This is a genomic window from Nocardioides sp. Z38_18, assembly GCF_058215695.1.
The window spans coordinates 1,207,975-1,223,918 of record NZ_JBZAJE010000001.1 but is presented as its reverse complement, the minus strand read 5'-3'; the positions used below and the strand labels follow the sequence as shown (position 1 = coordinate 1,223,918).

Below are 15,944 nucleotides of genomic sequence, written 5' to 3'. Positions count from 1 at the left end.
AGCGGGCCCGGAACGGGCATGATCTGCCCATGACTTCCCACAGCCCGATCACCGACCTGTTCTCACTCGACGGCAAGGTCGCCGTCGTCACCGGGGCCTCCTCCGGCCTCGGAGTGGCCTTCGCCCAGGCCTTCGCGGAGGCCGGCGCCAACGTCGCGCTCGGCGCCCGGCGGGTGGACCGGCTCGGAGCGACCGCTGACCTCGTCGAGGCGGCCGGCCGCAGCGCCGTCAGCGTCGCGACCGACGTCTCCTCCCCCGAGTCGTGTGCCGCGCTGGTCGAGGCGGCGATGCAGGAGTTCGGCCGCGTCGACGTACTGATCAACAACGCCGGCATCGGCACCGCGGTCCCGGCCACCCGGGAGACGCCCGAGGAGTTCCGGCAGGTGATCGACGTCAACCTCAACGGCTGCTACTGGATGGCGCAGTCGTGCGGACGGGTGATGGAGCCCGGCTCCTCGATCATCAACATCTCCTCGGTCCTCGGCATCACCACCGCCGGGCTCCCCCAGGCGGCGTACGCCGCCTCCAAGGCCGGCCTGATCGGGCTGACCCGCGACCTCGCCCAGCAGTGGACCGGCCGCAAGGGGATCCGGGTCAACGCCATCGCACCGGGCTTCTTCACCTCGGAGATGACCGACTCCTACCCCGAGGGCTACCTGGAGAGCCAGCAGTCCCGCATCCCGGTGGGGCGCAAGGGCGACCCGCGCGAGCTCGCGGCCACCGCGGTGTTCCTCGCCTCGGACGCGGCGGGCTACATCACCGGCCAGACACTGGCGGTCGACGGGGGCATGACGATCACCTGACCTGCGCCTTTGCGTCCCGGTGACGCTCACCACTGCGGTGGAAGACTCTGAAACATGAGCCAGCAGCGAAGCGCCAGGTTTCCCACGTCGGCACTCAGCCTGGAGTTCCCGATGTCCCTCGGGGTCTACGAGCACTACGCGAAGGCCCAGGAGGCGGTCGACTTCCTCGCCGACCACGAGTTCCCCGTGGAGAACTGCATGATCGTCGGCACCGACCTCAAGCAGGTCGAACGCGTCACCGGGCGGCTCACCACCGGCAAGGTGGCCCTGGGGGGCCTCGCCTCGGGCATCTGGATGGGCCTGTTCGTGGGCCTGGTGGTCTCGCTGTTCAGCACGGCCAGCACCGCGCTGGCGATCATCTTGTCCACGGTGCTCTTCGGTGCGCTGTTCGGGCTCGTCTTCGCCCTGGTGGGGTACGCCGTGAGCCGCGGTGCGCGCGACTTCACCTCCGTGTCCCAGGTCGTCGCGACCCGCTACGAGGTCCTCGTCGAGCACAAGTTCGCCGACCAGGGACGCCAGCTGCTCGCCACCATGCCGGGCGCGACGCAGCAGGCCTGAACGACTCCTGACAGGGCTTCCTGTCAGATCCCCTAGGGTGCTGCCATGCAGCAGCCCTCAATCACGATCATCGGCGCCGGTTTCGGCGGTCTCGGCGCGGCCGTCGAGCTCACCCGAGCCGGCTACACCGACGTCACCATCCTCGAGAAGGCCGCCGGTGTGGGCGGCGTGTGGCGGGAGAACAGCTACCCCAACGCCGCGTGCGACGTCCCGTCCTCGCTCTACTCCTGGTCGTTCGCCCCGAACCCGCGCTGGCCGCACCGATACTCCCGGCAGGACGAGATCCTCGCCTACATCGAGCGCACCGCCGCCGATCAGGGAGTCCTCGAGCTCGTGCGCACCGGCGTGGAGGTCACCGCCGCGGCGTACGACGAGTCCACCAGCTCCTGGCACCTCACCACTGCCGCCGGCGAGCACCTGGAGACCGACGTGCTGGTCACCGCGACCGGGCAGCTGTCCCGGCCCGCGATCCCGCCGCTGCCCGGCATCGACACCTTCACCGGTCCCTCGTTCCACTCCGCTGAGTGGCGCCACGACGTCGACCTGCGCGACCAGCGCATCGCGGTGCTCGGCACCGGCGCCAGCGCGATCCAGTTCGTCCCCGGCATCCAGCCCGACGCCGGGCACGTGACCGTCTTCCAGCGGTCGGCCCCCTACGTGGCGCCGAAGCTGGACCGGGAGTACACCTCGCTGCACCGCTGGCTGTTCAAGAGGTTCCCGCGCACGCAGGCGTTCGGCCGCCAGCTGACCTGGGTGATCACGGAGCGGTTCAACAAGGCGCTCCTCGAGGACGACTGGCTGAAGAAGGCCGTGAAGCTGTACTGGCGGGCGCAGCTGCACCTCCAGGTCCGCGACCCCGAGCTGCGCGCCAAGCTGGTGCCCGACTACGAGTTCGGCTGCAAGCGGGTGCTGTTCTCCAACGCGTGGTACCCCGCGCTCGCGGCCCCCAACGTCGACGTCGTCAACGAGCCTGTCCTCGAGGTCCTCCCCGAGGGCGTGCGCAGCGCGGACGGCCAGGTGCACGAGGTCGACGTGATCATCTATGGCACCGGCTTCGCGGCCACCGACTTCCTCGCCCCCATCACGGTCACCGGCCTCGACGGCGCGGACCTGCACGAACGATGGGCGAAGGGCGCGCACGCCTACCTCGGGATGTGCGTGCCGGACTTCCCGAACCTGTTCGTGGTCTACGGCCCGAACACGAACCTCGGCGGCAGCTCGATCATCAACATGCTCGAGGCCGCCTCGGGGGCCATCGTCAGGCTGCTGCAGCACACGGAGGCGAAGGGGGCCAGCTCGATCGTCGTACGCCGCGAGGCCGAGGACCGGTTCGACGAGGAGATCCAGCAGCGCCTGGGCGACAGCGTCTGGGCCAGCTGCGACAACTGGTACCGGGACGGCGGCCGGATCAGCACGAACTGGCCGGGCCTCGTGGTGGAGTACCAGCGTCGCTGCGCGGAGATCGATGTGGATGACTTTGTGACGACCTGAGATGGTGGGTGGTCCGGGAGATCTGCATCACCTAGGTGTGACGCAAGCGGTCCACGGGGTAATGGACCAGCACTCACCATCATGGAGGTACGACGCATGCGCCTTCCCCAGGAACGGGGACCCATCAGCCGGCACGTCATCGAGACGCTGACGATCGCGCGCGAGCAGACCACGCTTGCGCTCGGCCCCGGTCCGATCATGACCGACGAGGACGCCCAGCTCGCGCTGTGGATCATCTACGAGCTCCACTACCGGGGCTTCGAGGGTGTCGCCGACGACCGCGAGTGGGACCTCGGGCTGCTCTCGCTGCGCCTCGACCTCGAGCGGCGCTTCGAGCGCGAGCTGCGGGAGGCGACCCGCGAGACGGTGCAGGCCGTGCCCACCGACGGTGACCTCGGGGCGCTGCTGCTGGCCCTCGTGGCCGCCGACGACGGTCCCGCCGCCGCCGCGTACATGCAGCGCAAGGCCACCCGCGAGCAGCTGGTGGACTACCTGCGCGAGCGCAGCGTGCAGCAGCTCAAGGAGTCCGACGCCCAGTCCTTCGTCCTCCCCCGGCTGGCCGGCGCCGCCAAGGCCGCGCTGGCCGAGCTCCAGTACGACGAGTACGGCGGTGGCCGCGCCGAGCGGCTGCACGCGACGCTGTACGCCGACGCGCTCGAGGCAGCCGGTCTCGACCGGACCTACGGCGCCTACATCAACGACATCTCGGCGCTGAGCCTCGCCTGCACGAACCTGATGACGATGTTCGGGCTCAACCGTCGCCTGCGGGGCGCGGCCATGGGGCACCTGGCCGCGTTCGAGGCGTCGAGCTCGGTGCCGTGCCGCAAGATCGCCGGCGGGCTCGAACGCGTCGAGCTGCCGGACGCCGTGGCGGTGTACTTCCACGAGCACGTCGAGGCGGACGCGGTGCACGAGCACGTGGCCGCGCACGACATCTGCGGCTCGATGGTGGCCGAGGACCCCACGCTGCGCGAGGACATCCTGTTCGGCGCCGCAGCGTGCCTCTACGTCGACGGTGCGGCCGCCGGCGAGCTGCTCGACCGCTGGACCGCCGAAGTGGGGGTGCCGGCATGAACGGCGACGTCTCCGTGCGGCTGTGCCCGGGCGGGCCGCTGCTGGTCCGCGGCGCCGACACGGTGAGCGACGACGACGGTGTCGAGCACGAGGTCACCCGTCCTGTCGTGGCCGTGTGCGCCTGCGGCAAGTCGAACCGCAAGCCGTGGTGCGACAGCACGCACAAGTCCATCCCGGCATGACCGAGACGATGGACTTCGGCGGTCTCACGATCGCCTTCGACGACCGCGTCCTGCGTCCCCGGACCTGGACCGCTCAGCAGTCGCTGTGGGCCGCAGAGCTGCTCCCGGACCTGCCTGCAGGCGACGTGCTCGAGCTGTGCTCGGGGGCCGGGCAGATCGGGCTCCTCGCCGTGGCGGAGTCACGCCGACGGCTGGTGTGCGTGGACGTGAACCCGGTCGCGGCCGAGCTCACCGTGGCCAACGCGAAGGCCGCAGGGATCAGCGAGCGCCTGGAGATGCGTCATGGACCCATCGAGGAGGTGCTCTCCCCCGGCGAGAGCTTCCCGCTGATCATCGCCGACCCACCGTGGGTACCCCGGGCCGAGACGCAGCGCTTCCCCGAGGACCCACTGCTGGCCATCGACGGCGGGGACGACGGGCTCAGCGTGGTCCGGGTGTGCCTCGCGGCGATCGTGGAGCACCTCGCCCCCGGAGGCGTCGCGCTGCTCCAGCTCGGACCGCGCGAGCAGGCCGCCGCGGTCGCCCAGCACCTCGAGGGCACCCGTCTGGTGGCGGGCGAGGTGCGCGAGTTCGGCGAGCGCGGCGTACTGCTGCGCCTCGATCCCCGGGACTGAGCGGCGCTCGGCCCCGGACAGTTCAGTCGGCGCCGAGCACCTCCTCGAGGAGGCTCAGGCACTGCGAGGTGGTCTGCTCGAGCACCTCGTCGGGCTTCCCCTCGAGGGAGAGCTCACGCACGTCCACCCCGTCGACGGTGGCCACCGCGACGATCACGGTGCCGGCCGGCTTGCCCTCGCTCGGGTCGGGACCGCCGACGCCGGTGCAGGAGACCGCGACATCGGCCATGAGCAGCTCTCGCGCACCACGGGCCATCTGCTCGGCGCACTCGCGAGTGACCACCGGACCCTCCGGAACACCGAGGACATCGAACTTGATCGGCTCCTGGTAGGCCACGATGCCGCCCCCGAACCACTCGGCCGCGTTCGGGCCCGCCCCCAGCGTCGCCGCGACATTGCCGCTCGTCAGCGACTCCGAGGTCACCACGCGCACCTTCCTCGCTGCTGCGAGATCGGCGATGCGCTCGATGCGGTCAGGGTCGATGCTCATGGGTCACGCTCCACTCGGTTGGGGGTCAGGGAAGAGAGGGGTCGGGACTCCGACGCCGTCGGACCTTCTACCCATTGCGGCGACGACCCTCACACCCCGAGCTCCGTGCGTGGTGTGACTCACTTTGCCGATTCACCCGTTGGGGCTGGTTCTCCGGGCCACCGACCCGCCCGCCCAGTCCTGGCGCCTTCCGCTACGGCGTCGGCGACGTCGCGGAAGGCCGCCAGGACGCGGCGGACTGCGAGGCGTTCGGCGCGGTCGGGGCGCATCAGGGCGTAGATGTGGCGGGCGGCGAGGACGCCGACCAGGGGGCGGAGGACGACGGGACCGGAGGGAGTCGTGAACCGCGGGAGTACGGCGACCCGGCGGCTGTCCGCGACCAGCGCCTCGATCAACCGGTTGTCGCGCAGCCGCAGGCCCACCGCGACGGGGCGGCCGACCGACTCCTCGACCGCGAGCCGGACCGCGTCGAAGGGGAACCCGATCGGCACCCCGATCCACTCCTCGTCGGCGAGGTCCGCGGCCGTGAGCACGTCCCGGGCGGCCAGCGGATGGCCCGCGGCGAGCGCGACGTCCAGCGGCTCGCGGACCAGCAGCGATGCGCCGGTCGGCAGGGCCCGCGAGGTGCTGTGCCCCACCACGAGGTCGTGGTCGGCTGCGAGGGCCGGGTAGGCGTCCTCGGAGAGGTCCACGTCGCGGCAGTCCAGCTCGATCGGCAGCCCCGCGAGAGCTCGGTAGACCCCCGGCAGGAGGAAGGTTGCCGCGCTCGGCAGGGCGGCCACGCTCACCGTCCCCGCGGGCTGGCCGTGGAACTCGTCCCAGCGGGCCTGCACGCGTTCCAGGGCCGCGGAGACCTCGCCGCCACCCGCGGCCAGGAGCCGCCCGGCATCGGTCAGCCGGATCCCCCGACCTGCCGGCTCGACCAGCGGCGTGCCCAGCTGCCGCTCGGCGGTCTTCAGCTGCTGCGAGACCGCCGAGGGGGTGCGGTGCGTGGCTCGTGCCACGGCGGTGATCGACCCGCGCTCCGCCAACTCTCGCAGCAGCGTGAGGTGACGAACGTCCATGTAGGCAACCTACAAGATCTTGGTAGCAGTATTCGCTGGTGCTTAATGCTCAGACGCACCACGATGGGACTGTGCCCGTGACCCATCGCCTGCTCGCAGCCTCGGTCGCCGTGATGTGGGGACTCAACTTCCTGGCCATCGACGCGTCGCTGCAGCAGTTCCCACCGATCTTCCTGGTCGCCCTCAGGTTCGGACTGATCGCCATCCCCACCCTGCTCCTGATCCCGCGGCCCGACGTGCCGCTGCGCTGGCTGGTTGGGTACGGCGTCGGCTTCGGGATCCTGCAGTTCCTCTTCCTCTACCTCGGCATGGATGCCGGGATGCCGCCCGGCCTGGCGTCACTGGTCCTGCAGTCCTCGGCCCCGTTCACGGTGCTGCTGGGGGCCACCGTGTTCCGCGACCGGGTCACCGGACGGCAGCTCGCCGGGCTGCTGCTCGCGTGCGGGGGCATGACGGTCGTGGGGTGGGCCCAGACCGGGACCGCCACCCTGGTGCCGTTCCTGCTCGTGGTGGCCGGCGGGTTCGGGTGGGCGATCGGCAACGTCTGCGCCGCCCGAGCCAAGGCCGCCAAGCCGCTGCACCTGGTGCTGTGGATGTCGGTGGTGCCGCCCGCCCCGATGCTCGCGGTCGCCCTGGCGATCGAAGGGCCAGGGCGGGTGGGCCGGTCCCTGACCGGCTGGAACGACTCGACCGCCCTGCTGGCCCTGGTGGGGCTCGCCTACACGATCCTGGTCGGCACCCTGCTGGGCTCCGGGATCTGGAGCTGGCTGATGGCGCGCCACCCGGCCGGGATGGTCGCACCGTTCTCGATGCTGGTGCCGGTCGTGGGGATGAGCACCGCGTGGCTGCTGCTCGGCGAAGCCAGAAGTCTCCCGGAGATCGCCGGCGCCGTCGCCGTGGTGGGCGGGGTCGCGCTGGGCAGCACCCGGTTCGGCTCGCGGGGCGGGCCGCCTCAGCCCCTGGCCGCACCTCGCCGCAGCCTCGCGTTGGCCCGCTCGAGGCGGCGCACCTCCTCCTCCAGCGCCAGCACGCGCGAGATGCCGGCCAGGTTGAGCCCCTCGGCCAGGAGGTCCCGGATCCGGGCCAGCTGATCGAGGTCCTCGTTGCTGTAGAGCCGGGTCCCTCCCGGCGTACGTTCCGGTTCAACCAGGCCGTGGCGTTCGTAGACCCGCAGGTTCTGCACCTGCATGGAGAGCATCTGTGCCGCGACCGAGATGGCATAGACGCCCGTAGTGCGATCCGCCATCGGCTCCTCCAAGAAAGTTCGTAGGTGGGGCTTGACCGTAGCCGTGCTGCTGAGTATATAAAGCCTATAACTCTCAATACAGATTCCGGGTTCCGGCCACCAGCCGTCGAGCCCGACGAGATGACCAGGAGGACACCATGCTGCTGCGCAACACCGACCCGTTCCGTGACTTCGACCGGCTCACCCAGCAGCTGCTGGGGACCACGAACCGGCCCATGGTGATGCCGATGGACGCCTGGCGCGAGGGCGATCGCTTCGTGATCGAGTTCGACCTCCCCGGCGTCCGCCCCGAGAGCATCGACCTCGACGTCGAGCGCAACGTGCTCACGGTGAGCGCCGAGCGCGTGGCCCGCAACGGGGACTGGGAGATGCTCGCCTCGGAGCGTCCGCGAGGCCGGTTCAGCCGCCAGCTCGTGCTCGGAGACAACCTCGACCTCGACCACATCGAGGCCGGCTACAAGGACGGCGTCGTACGCCTCGTGGTGCCGGTCGCGGAGAAGGCCAAGCCCCGCAAGATCCACATCCAGCAGGCACCCGAGCAGGAGGCGACCGCGATCAACTCCTGATCGGATCATCACAGGGCCACCGCACCGGTGGTGGACCCGGTGGAACGTGATCCCAGCGATCGGTGACCAGGCCTGGCCACGGAAAGCAGCAAGGCTCCTCTCGCATTCGGCGAGAGGAGCCTTGTTTCTTGATACAGGGTGGAGCTGAGGGGATTCGAACCCCTGACCCCTTGCATGCCATGCAAGTGCGCTACCAGCTGCGCCACAGCCCCCCATTGCCCTCGTCCGGGCAACGTCGGGAATCTTATCCAACGTCCTCCGGTGACGCTAATCGGGGGGTGGCTGCGTCGCCGTCCGGTTGTAGGAGGAGAGCCGGAGCCGCCCGGGACCGGTCTCCGCCAACGTCGCCCAGGCGCAGTTCTGCATCGCCTCCATGCCGTCGGCTGCCGACAGCGGCCAGCCCAGGATGCCGGCGATCGCCACCCGCAGCGAGGCGCCGTGGGTCACCACGATCGCCGTCTGCTCCTCCCCCAAGGAGTCCAGGACCTCCTCGAACGCAGGGAGCACCCGGGCCGCGAGCTCCTCGGGGGACTCCGCTCCGGGCACCTCGACGTGCGCGTGCACGTCCCACCACCCCTCGAACTGCACGCCGATGCGCTCCCCGAACTCGGCGAGGGTCAGCCCGGCTCGCTCGCCGAGGTCGTATTCCCGCCACCGCGGGTCCTCAATGGCGGTGAGGCCGGTCTGCTTCTCCAGGAAAGCCGCGGTCTCGCGGGCCCGCGTGAGGTCGCTGGAGACGAGCAGGGTCGGTTCGATGTCGGCCAGGGCGAGCGCCATCGCCTCGGCCTGCTGCCGCCCGGTGTCGTCGAGGCCGACGTCCAGGTGGCCCTGGGCACGCCCCTCGGCGTTCCAGGCGGTCTGCCCGTGCCGGACCAGGATCACCCGGCGTCCGCGCCCGCCCGGGTCGAGCACCGGCGGCGACGCGTCAGCGGCCACGGCCGGAGGTCACGTCCTTGGGCAGTGCGATCACCGGGCAGTCGCGCCAGAGCCGCTCGAGGGCGTAGAACTCGCGCTCCTCGGTGTGCTGCACGTGCACCACGATCTCGGCGTAGTCGATCAGCACCCAGCGGCCGTCACGCTCACCCTCGCGGCGTACCGGCTTCGCGCCGTGCTCGCGGAGCTTGTCCTCGATCTCGTCGACGATGGACCGGACCTGCCGCTCGTTGCCACCCGAGGCGATCAGGAACGCGTCGGTGATCACCAGCTGGTCGCTGACGTCGAAGGCGAGGATGTTCTCGGCCAGCTTGTCCGAGGCCGCACGTGCGGCCGCGTGCACCAGCTCGACGGCGCGCTCTGTTGCGGTCATCAGGTCTGCACCTTCATGGAGTAGAGGTCGTGCTTGGCGATGTACTGGACCACGCCGTCGGGCACGAGGTACCAGACGGGCTCGCCCTTCGCGCGACGCTCGCGGCACTCGGAGGAGGAGATCGCCAGCGCGGGGATCTCCAGGATCGTGACCCGGTCCGCAGGGATCCCGTGCAGCGTGCTCGGCAGCATCTCGTAGCCCGGGCGGGTACAGCCCACGAACCGGGCCAGGCCGAACAGCTCCTCGGCGTCACGCCAGGTGAAGATCTCGGCGAGCGCGTCCGCACCGGTGATGAAGTACAGATCCGAGCCGGGCAGCGCCTCGGTGAGGTCGCGCAGCGTGTCGATCGTGTACGTCGGGCCACCGCGGTCGATGTCGACGCGGGAGACGGTGAACCGCGGGTTGGAGGCGGTCGCGATGACCGTCATCAGGTAGCGGTGCTCGGCCGTGGAGACCTCGCGGTCCGACTTCTGCCAGGGCTCCCCCGTCGGGACGAAGACGACCTCGTCGAGGTCGAACCACGCCTGCACCTCGCTCGCGGCCACGAGGTGGCCGTGGTGGATCGGATCGAAGGTGCCACCCATCACGCCGACACGGCGACGTGGCGGCGCGGGTGCGGGCTCGTCCACGATCGGGTCCGGCGAGACGGAGGAGGTGGCGGCGCTCAGGAGTGCTCGCGTCCCTTGCCGAAGGCCAGCAGCGCGAAGAGCATGGCCAGCAGGACCAGCAGGGCGCCGATACCGATGGCGAACGGCGCCAGTCCGGCGCCTTCCTCGGCTTGCAGCGGCAGCAGTAGGAGATTCAGCATGGGCACAGCCTAACGGCACCGGCTCCCCGTGGCGCCCGCGGCATCGCAGAGGCTGAGGGGCTGCTCGCGGAGCCGCCTGCGCGGCCGCGGCGCCGGTTCGAGGACGCGGTCCGGAGCCTCAGTTGAAGATGAGTCCCACGCCCACCAACCAGGCCCAGAAGAACAGCGTCCGGCCGGCCAGGCCGGCGAAGAAGAAGACCACCACGTTCATCCGCAACGTGCCGGCCACCATCGCCATCGCGAAGAACGGCGGGAAGCCCACGGCCGCGGAGACGAACGTCAGCAGGCCGCTCATCGCCGGTCGGCCCTGGACGTAGCTGCGCCACTTGTTGAAGCTTGCCTGCCGCTTGGGGGTGTCCATCCGCTTCTTCAGCCAAGGGATGTCCAGGGCTCCGAGGGACAGGTAGTACCAGACCAGCTTGCCGATGTTCTGTCCCAGCGAGCCGACGAAGGCCAGCGCCAGCGCGGAGCGCTCCGGGTTGTTCGCGTACATCACCGAGATGTACGCCTCCATGTTGAAGATCGGGATGACTGCGGAGACGGCGCCGAACCCGAAGGTGAGCCAGATCAACCTCACCGGACGTGGCCGTCGCCCGTGACGACGTACTTGCTCGACGTCATCTCGGGCAGGCCCATCGGCCCACGCGCGTGCAGCTTCTGGGTGGAGATGCCGATCTCGGCGCCGAATCCGAACTCGCCACCGTCGGTGAACCGGGTGGAGGCGTTCACCAGCACCGCAGCGGAGTCCACGGCCGCGACGAAGCGCTGCGCGCTGGACTGCGAGTCGGTGACGATCGCCTCGGAGTGGCCCGAGGAGTGCTCGCGGATGTGCGCGATCGCGGCATCGAGCGAGGGTACGACGGCAGCCGAGATCTCCAGCGCGAGGTACTCGGTGCCCCAGTCCTCCTCGGTGGCGGGCACCACGTCCGCCTCCTCGGCGAACACGTCGTCGCCGTGCACGGTGACTCCGGCGTCCTGGAGCGCGCGCACGATCCGCGGTACGAACTCGGCGGCCACGTCCGCGTGCACCAGCAGCGACTCCGCGGCGTTGCACACCGAGGTGCGCTGGGTCTTGGCGTTCAGCACGATCCGCTCGGCCATGTCGAGGTCGGCGGCGGAGTCGACGTACACGTGGCAGTTGCCGACGCCGGTCTCGATCACCGGGACGGTGGACTCCTCGACCACCGAGGCGATCAGTCCGGCGCCGCCTCGCGGGATCAGCACGTCGACCAGGCCACGGGCGCGCATCAGCTCCTTGACCGACTCGTGCCCCTCCCCCGGGACGACCTGGACCACGTCCGGGGACAGCCCCGACTCCTGTGCCGCACGCCGCAGGGTGTCCACGATCGCGGCGTTGGACCGTGCCGCGCTGGAGGAGCCGCGCAGGAGCACGGCGTTGCCGCTCTTGAGGCAGATGCCGGCGGCGTCCGCGGTGACGTTGGGGCGAGCCTCGTAGATGATCCCGACGACCCCGAACGGCACCCTGACCTGGCGCAGCTGGAGGCCGTTGGCGAGGGTGGAGCCGCGCAGCACCTCACCTACGGGGTCGGGCAGCGCGGCCACGTCGCGCAGCCCCTGGGCCATCGCTGCCAGGCGGTCGGGATCGAGGCGGAGCCGGTCGAGAAGGTGCTCGGGGGTGCCCGACGCGGCCGCCGACTCGAGGTCGGCGGCGTTGGCGGCCAGCAGTCTCTCGGCGTCGTCGAGCAACGCCACTGCCATCGCCTCGAGGGCGGCGTCCTTGGTGGCGCGGGTCGCCAGCGCGAGGTCGTTGGCGGCTGCCCGGGCACGCGTGGCGACGGTGGTGAACGCGGAAGTGGGCATGGTGCAAGGATATCGAGCAGTGACCGGTACGGGTCAGGCGCGTCGCCCCAGGGCGCTGCGCTTCTCGCGAACGTCCTTCTCCACGATCTCCAGGCCGACGATCTCCCAGTCCGGGAGCCGGGCCGAGTCACGGTGGTCGGTCCACAGCCGCATCGCCAGCGAGGCGACGTCGAGCATGGTCTCGCCCTCGTCCCAGAACTGGATCTCGACCGAGTGCCCCGTGGACTGCACGGAGTCGAGGAACTGGTGCTCGTCGCTGAGTCGCTGCATCGCGCTCCGGACCAGGAGTGGTTCTGCGGGCGCGCCGGCAAGCGTCAGCGTCACGTGCCAGTGGCGTACGGCCTTGATCACTCAGCTCCCCCGCGAACCTGCCGTGCAGCTGCCCGGCACCTCAAGTGTCCACCACCTGGACAGCGCGTGGAGGGAAACCGGGAATTCGGCGCGCTCACAGCACGATCAGGTCGTCACGGTGGACGACCTCACGCTCGTACGCCGCACCGAGCTCGCGTGCGAGGTCACGGGTGGAGCGGCCCAGCAGCCCGGGAAGCTCCTTGGCGTCGTAGTTGACCAGCCCGCGGGCCACCACCCGGCCGCGCTCGTCGACGAGGTCGATCGGATCACCGGCCACGAACCCGCCCGCGACCCCGGTGATGCCCGCAGGCAGGAGCGAGGCCCGCCGCTCGGTGAGCGCACGGACGGCTCCCTCGTCGAGGACCACCCGTCCCTTGGCCTCGGTGGCGTGCGCCAGCCAGAGCAGCCGGCTCGGGCGCCGGCGCCCGGTGGGATGGAAGAACGTGCCGGTGGTCTCGCCGGCCACGGCCTCGCGGGCGTGCGCCATGTCGGTGAGCACCACGGGGATGTCGGCGCCGGTGGCGATCCGGGCGGCCTCGAGCTTGGTGTTCATCCCGCCGGTCCCGACTCCGGAGCCCGCACGACCCACCCGGACGCCCTCGAGCTCGCTCCAGTCGGTGACCTCGTCGATACGGCGGCTGCTGGCCAGGGACGGGGGCGCGTCGTAGAGCCCGTCGACGTCGGAGAGCAGCACCAGCAGGTCGGCGTGGACGAGGTGGGCGGTGAGCGCCGCGAGCCGGTCGTTGTCGCCGAACCGGATCTCGGAGGTGGCCACGGTGTCGTTCTCGTTCACGATCGGGACGACACCGAGCTCGAGCAGCTTCTCGAAGGTGCGCTGGGCGTTGCGGTAGTGGCTGCGCCGGGTCACGTCGTCCAGGGTGAGCAGCACCTGGCCGGTGACCTGGCCGTGACGGGCGAACTCCACGGTGTAGTGGTGGACCAGGAGTCCCTGCCCCACCGACGCGGCCGCCTGCTGGCGAGCCAGGTCGCGGGGGCGTCGCTTGAAGGCCAGGGGCGACAGGCCGGCCGCGATGGCTCCCGAGGACACCAGGACCAGGTCGGCCCCACGCTCACGGACGCCGATCAGGCTGTCCACCAGGTGGCGGACCCGGGCGACGTCGATCCCGCCGGCAGCGGTGGTCAACGAGGACGACCCGACCTTCACCACGACCCTGGCCGCACTGGTCACGCGCTCACGCGTCACGCGTGACCCTCTTCCTCGTCCTCGCTCTCGCTCGTCGAGGACTGGTCGAGGCGTCGGGCGACGTCGGCACGGACCTCGGACTCACCGCGCTCGGGCATCAGCTCGTCGATCGCGCGACGTCGTCCGGCCGCCGGCCGGTCCTCGCGCAGGCGCTGGTCCTCGCCGCGGCGCCCGAGCATCTGCGCTCCGGCGTCGACGCTGGGCTTGAAGTCGAAGACCACCGCGTTGGACGGGTCCCCGATGAGCACCGCGTCACCCTCGACCGCTCCGAGCGCGATCAGCTTGTCCTCCACGCCGAGGCGGTTGAGGCGGTCGGCCAGGAAGCCCACCGCCTCCTCGTTGCCGAAGTCGGTCTGGCGGATCCAGCGCTCGGGCTTCTCGCCGCGGACCCGCCAGCCGTCGGCGCCGTCCTCGGTCTTGACCGGCTTGACGGTGAACTCGGTGGCTCCGGTGACCGACTTGGGCCGGATCACGATCCGGGTGGTCTCCTTGACCGGCTCCTCGGCACGACGCGCTGCCACGACGCCGGCCATCGCGAACATCAGCTCGCGCAGGCCCTCGTGGCTCGACGCGCTCACCGCGAAGACCTGCCACCCCAGTGCGCGGACGTCGTCGGCGACCATCTCGGCCATGTCGCGACCGTCGGGGACGTCGACCTTGTTCAGCGCGACCAGGCGGGGACGGTCCTCGAGACCGCCGTACCGCTGGAGCTCCTGCTCGATGACCTGGACGTCGCCCAAGGGGTTGCGGCCCGGCTCCATCGTGGCCAGGTCGACCACGTGCACGATCGCGGCGCAGCGCTCGATGTGCCGCAGGAAGTCGTGTCCCAGGCCGCGGCCCTCGCTGGCGCCCTCGATCAGCCCGGGTACGTCGGCCACGGTGAACGTGGTGTCACCGGCCTTGACCACGCCCAGGTTGGGGACCAGCGTGGTGAACGGGTAGTCCGCGATCTTGGGACGGGCCCGGGACAGCGCGGCGATCAGGCTCGACTTGCCGGCGCTGGGGAACCCGACCAGGCCCACGTCCGCGACGACCTTGAGCTCGAACCGGACGACGAGCTCCTGGCCCGGCTCCCCGAGCAGGGCGAACCCGGGTGCCTTGCGCTTGGCCGAGGCGAGCGCGGCGTTGCCCAGTCCGCCGCGACCACCCTCGGCGATCACCATCTCGGTGCCGGGGCCGACCAGGTCGGCCAGGACAGTGCCGGACTCGTCGGTGACCACGGTGCCGTCGGGGACGGGCAGGACCAGGTCCTCGCCGTGGTGGCCGTTGCGGTGCCCGCCGGCGCCGTGACCGCCGTGCTGGGCGACGCGCTTGGCGCTGTGGTGGTAGTCGATCAGCGTGGTGACGTCGGGGTCGACCCGCAGGATCACCGAGCCGCCCGGCCCACCGTTCCCGCCGTCGGGACCACCCAACGGCTTGAACTTCTCCCGGTGGACGGAGGCCACTCCGTTTCCTCCGCGCCCCGCGACGATGTGCAGCGTCACGCGGTCGATGAACGTCGGCACTGCCATCGTCGGCTCCTCTCGATACAGGTGGATCAGGGGTCGGTGAAAAGACACAAGGACGCTCCCGATGGTCTCAGGAACGCCCTCGTGGGTGGATCGGTGTCGCGGTGCTCGTCGCGAGGTGAGCGCTCAGCGCCCTCCCCGCGCGAGCGTCACTCCCCTGCGGGGGCGATGTTCACGACGCGGCGGCCGCGCTTGGTGCCGAACTCGACAGCACCCGCGACCAGCGCGAACAGCGTGTCGTCGCCGCCGCGGCCGACGCCGGAGCCGGGGTGGAAGTGCGTGCCGCGCTGGCGCACGATGATCTCGCCGGCGTTGACGAGCTGACCGCCGTAGCGCTTGACACCGAGACGCTGGGAGTTGGAGTCGCGACCGTTCTTGGTCGACGCTGCACCCTTTTTGTGAGCCATGTGTTCTGTCCTTTAGCTGATGGGCGATGCGGGAGTCAGACGCTGATGTCGGTGACCTTGACCTGGGTGTACTTCTGGCGGTGCCCCTGGCGCTTCTTGTAGCCGGTCTTGTTCTTGAACTTCTGGATCACGATCTTGGGACCCTTGGCGGCGCCGAGGACCTCGACGGTCACGCCGGCCTTGTCCAGCCCGGTGGCGGTGACCTGGTCCCCGTCCACGACCATGACCACGGGAAGCGTCAGCGACTCGCCCACACCGGTGTCGATCTTGTCGATCTCGATGACATCGCCCACAGCAACCTTCTGCTGCTTGCTGCCAGCGCGCACAACTGCGTACACGGCGTTCTCACTTTCCTCGGGTCTTCAACGTCTGGAAAAAATCCTGGTCTGCCTCCGCGCACGAGCCACCCGGGTCTAGCCGGGGGCGCGATCCGCGCAGAGGGTTGGGGTGC

General features: G+C 70.5%; 21 protein-coding genes, 1 tRNA gene and 1 pseudogene. 8 read left to right on the top strand and 15 right to left on the bottom strand.

What is annotated here, in order from left to right; all coding sequences use genetic code 11:
* The first annotated feature begins 29 nt into the window (after nucleotides 1-29).
* From AC4BGC_RS05830 to AC4BGC_RS05805, 6 genes are all read left to right on the top strand, one after another.
* Complete coding sequence (locus AC4BGC_RS05830; protein WP_490545141.1) at nucleotides 30-803, top strand: SDR family NAD(P)-dependent oxidoreductase; 774 nt, start codon at nucleotides 30-32, stop codon at nucleotides 801-803.
* Nucleotides 804-857: 54 nt separating this feature from the next.
* Entirely contained in the window at nucleotides 858-1,361 is a 504-nt protein-coding gene (locus AC4BGC_RS05825) for a YflT domain-containing protein (RefSeq protein ID WP_490545143.1), read from the top strand.
* Between the two features lie 45 nt (nucleotides 1,362-1,406).
* Nucleotides 1,407-2,852, top strand: a complete 1,446-nt coding sequence (locus AC4BGC_RS05820; protein ID WP_490554755.1) for a flavin-containing monooxygenase — start codon at nucleotides 1,407-1,409, stop codon at nucleotides 2,850-2,852.
* Nucleotides 2,853-2,948: 96 nt separating this feature from the next.
* Complete coding sequence (locus AC4BGC_RS05815) at nucleotides 2,949-3,926, top strand: iron-containing redox enzyme family protein (RefSeq protein ID WP_490545147.1); 978 nt, start codon at nucleotides 2,949-2,951, stop codon at nucleotides 3,924-3,926.
* Nucleotides 3,923-4,108, top strand: coding sequence for a CDGSH iron-sulfur domain-containing protein (locus tag AC4BGC_RS05810; RefSeq protein WP_490545149.1), 186 nt, complete (start codon nucleotides 3,923-3,925; stop codon nucleotides 4,106-4,108). Before AC4BGC_RS05815 ends, AC4BGC_RS05810 begins: the two co-directional genes overlap by 4 nt.
* The gene (locus AC4BGC_RS05805; RefSeq protein WP_490545151.1) at nucleotides 4,105-4,722 is read left to right on the top strand and encodes a methyltransferase; all 618 of its coding nucleotides are present in this window, start codon (nucleotides 4,105-4,107) and stop codon (nucleotides 4,720-4,722) included. Before AC4BGC_RS05810 ends, AC4BGC_RS05805 begins: the two co-directional genes overlap by 4 nt.
* A 22-nt stretch (nucleotides 4,723-4,744) precedes the next feature.
* On the opposite strand, the gene AC4BGC_RS05800 is transcribed toward AC4BGC_RS05805, so the two are convergent.
* On the bottom strand, nucleotides 4,745-5,212 hold the full coding sequence (locus AC4BGC_RS05800) for a CinA family protein (RefSeq protein WP_490545153.1): 468 nt from the start codon (nucleotides 5,210-5,212) through the stop codon (nucleotides 4,745-4,747).
* 119 nt (nucleotides 5,213-5,331) lie between these two features.
* Nucleotides 5,332-6,276: a LysR family transcriptional regulator gene (locus AC4BGC_RS05795; RefSeq protein WP_490554753.1), complete on the bottom strand. Its 945-nt coding sequence runs from the start codon at nucleotides 6,274-6,276 to the stop codon at nucleotides 5,332-5,334.
* Between the two features lie 38 nt (nucleotides 6,277-6,314).
* On the opposite strand from AC4BGC_RS05795, the pseudogene AC4BGC_RS05790 reads away from it, so the two are divergent.
* Nucleotides 6,315-7,181, top strand: a pseudogene (locus AC4BGC_RS05790) (EamA family transporter); the annotation flags it as partial.
* Nucleotides 7,182-7,228: 47 nt separating this feature from the next.
* On the opposite strand, the gene AC4BGC_RS05785 reads toward AC4BGC_RS05790, so the two are convergent.
* Nucleotides 7,229-7,522: a MerR family transcriptional regulator gene (locus AC4BGC_RS05785; protein ID WP_490554751.1), complete on the bottom strand. Its 294-nt coding sequence runs from the start codon at nucleotides 7,520-7,522 to the stop codon at nucleotides 7,229-7,231.
* Between the two features lie 137 nt (nucleotides 7,523-7,659).
* Between AC4BGC_RS05785 and AC4BGC_RS05780 the strand changes: the two genes are divergently transcribed.
* Nucleotides 7,660-8,088 carry an Hsp20/alpha crystallin family protein gene (locus AC4BGC_RS05780; protein ID WP_490554749.1) on the top strand — a complete coding sequence of 143 codons (429 nt, stop codon included), beginning with the start codon at nucleotides 7,660-7,662 and terminating at the stop codon, nucleotides 8,086-8,088.
* A 139-nt stretch (nucleotides 8,089-8,227) separates the two neighbouring features.
* On the opposite strand, the gene AC4BGC_RS05775 is transcribed toward AC4BGC_RS05780, so the two are convergent.
* The 12 genes from AC4BGC_RS05775 to rplU form a co-directional block, all read right to left on the bottom strand.
* Nucleotides 8,228-8,300, bottom strand: a tRNA-Ala gene (locus tag AC4BGC_RS05775).
* Between the two features lie 55 nt (nucleotides 8,301-8,355).
* Nucleotides 8,356-9,024, bottom strand: coding sequence for a histidine phosphatase family protein (locus tag AC4BGC_RS05770; protein ID WP_490554748.1), 669 nt, complete (start codon nucleotides 9,022-9,024; stop codon nucleotides 8,356-8,358).
* Nucleotides 9,014-9,394 (bottom strand): ribosome silencing factor, encoded by a 381-nt coding sequence (gene rsfS / locus AC4BGC_RS05765; RefSeq protein ID WP_490545300.1) that lies wholly within the window; start codon nucleotides 9,392-9,394, stop codon nucleotides 9,014-9,016. Before rsfS ends, AC4BGC_RS05770 begins: the two co-directional genes overlap by 11 nt.
* Nucleotides 9,394-10,023 carry a nicotinate-nucleotide adenylyltransferase gene (gene nadD / locus AC4BGC_RS05760; protein ID WP_490545302.1) on the bottom strand — a complete coding sequence of 210 codons (630 nt, stop codon included), beginning with the start codon at nucleotides 10,021-10,023 and terminating at the stop codon, nucleotides 9,394-9,396. The genes rsfS and nadD overlap by 1 nt, the downstream gene beginning before the upstream one ends.
* A gap of 35 nt (nucleotides 10,024-10,058) precedes the next feature.
* On the bottom strand, nucleotides 10,059-10,202 hold the full coding sequence (locus tag AC4BGC_RS05755; RefSeq protein WP_490545303.1) for a hypothetical protein: 144 nt from the start codon (nucleotides 10,200-10,202) through the stop codon (nucleotides 10,059-10,061).
* A 118-nt stretch (nucleotides 10,203-10,320) separates the two neighbouring features.
* On the bottom strand, nucleotides 10,321-10,779 hold the full coding sequence (locus AC4BGC_RS05750; RefSeq protein WP_490545305.1) for a hypothetical protein: 459 nt from the start codon (nucleotides 10,777-10,779) through the stop codon (nucleotides 10,321-10,323).
* Nucleotides 10,776-12,023 carry a glutamate-5-semialdehyde dehydrogenase gene (locus AC4BGC_RS05745; protein ID WP_490554747.1) on the bottom strand — a complete coding sequence of 416 codons (1,248 nt, stop codon included), beginning with the start codon at nucleotides 12,021-12,023 and terminating at the stop codon, nucleotides 10,776-10,778. Before AC4BGC_RS05745 ends, AC4BGC_RS05750 begins: the two co-directional genes overlap by 4 nt.
* A gap of 33 nt (nucleotides 12,024-12,056) precedes the next feature.
* Entirely contained in the window at nucleotides 12,057-12,374 is a 318-nt protein-coding gene (locus AC4BGC_RS05740) for a DUF8830 family protein (RefSeq protein ID WP_490545310.1), read from the bottom strand.
* Nucleotides 12,375-12,468: 94 nt separating this feature from the next.
* Nucleotides 12,469-13,578 carry a glutamate 5-kinase gene (gene proB, locus AC4BGC_RS05735; RefSeq protein ID WP_490554746.1) on the bottom strand — a complete coding sequence of 370 codons (1,110 nt, stop codon included), beginning with the start codon at nucleotides 13,576-13,578 and terminating at the stop codon, nucleotides 12,469-12,471.
* Nucleotides 13,575-15,089: a GTPase ObgE gene (gene obgE, locus AC4BGC_RS05730; RefSeq protein ID WP_490554745.1), complete on the bottom strand. Its 1,515-nt coding sequence runs from the start codon at nucleotides 15,087-15,089 to the stop codon at nucleotides 13,575-13,577. Before obgE ends, proB begins: the two co-directional genes overlap by 4 nt.
* 146 nt (nucleotides 15,090-15,235) lie before the next feature.
* On the bottom strand, nucleotides 15,236-15,493 hold the full coding sequence (rpmA, locus tag AC4BGC_RS05725) for a 50S ribosomal protein L27 (RefSeq protein WP_490545319.1): 258 nt from the start codon (nucleotides 15,491-15,493) through the stop codon (nucleotides 15,236-15,238).
* Between the two features lie 35 nt (nucleotides 15,494-15,528).
* Nucleotides 15,529-15,831 (bottom strand): 50S ribosomal protein L21, encoded by a 303-nt coding sequence (gene rplU, locus AC4BGC_RS05720; protein ID WP_490545321.1) that lies wholly within the window; start codon nucleotides 15,829-15,831, stop codon nucleotides 15,529-15,531.
* Nucleotides 15,832-15,944: the final 113 nt, after the last annotated feature.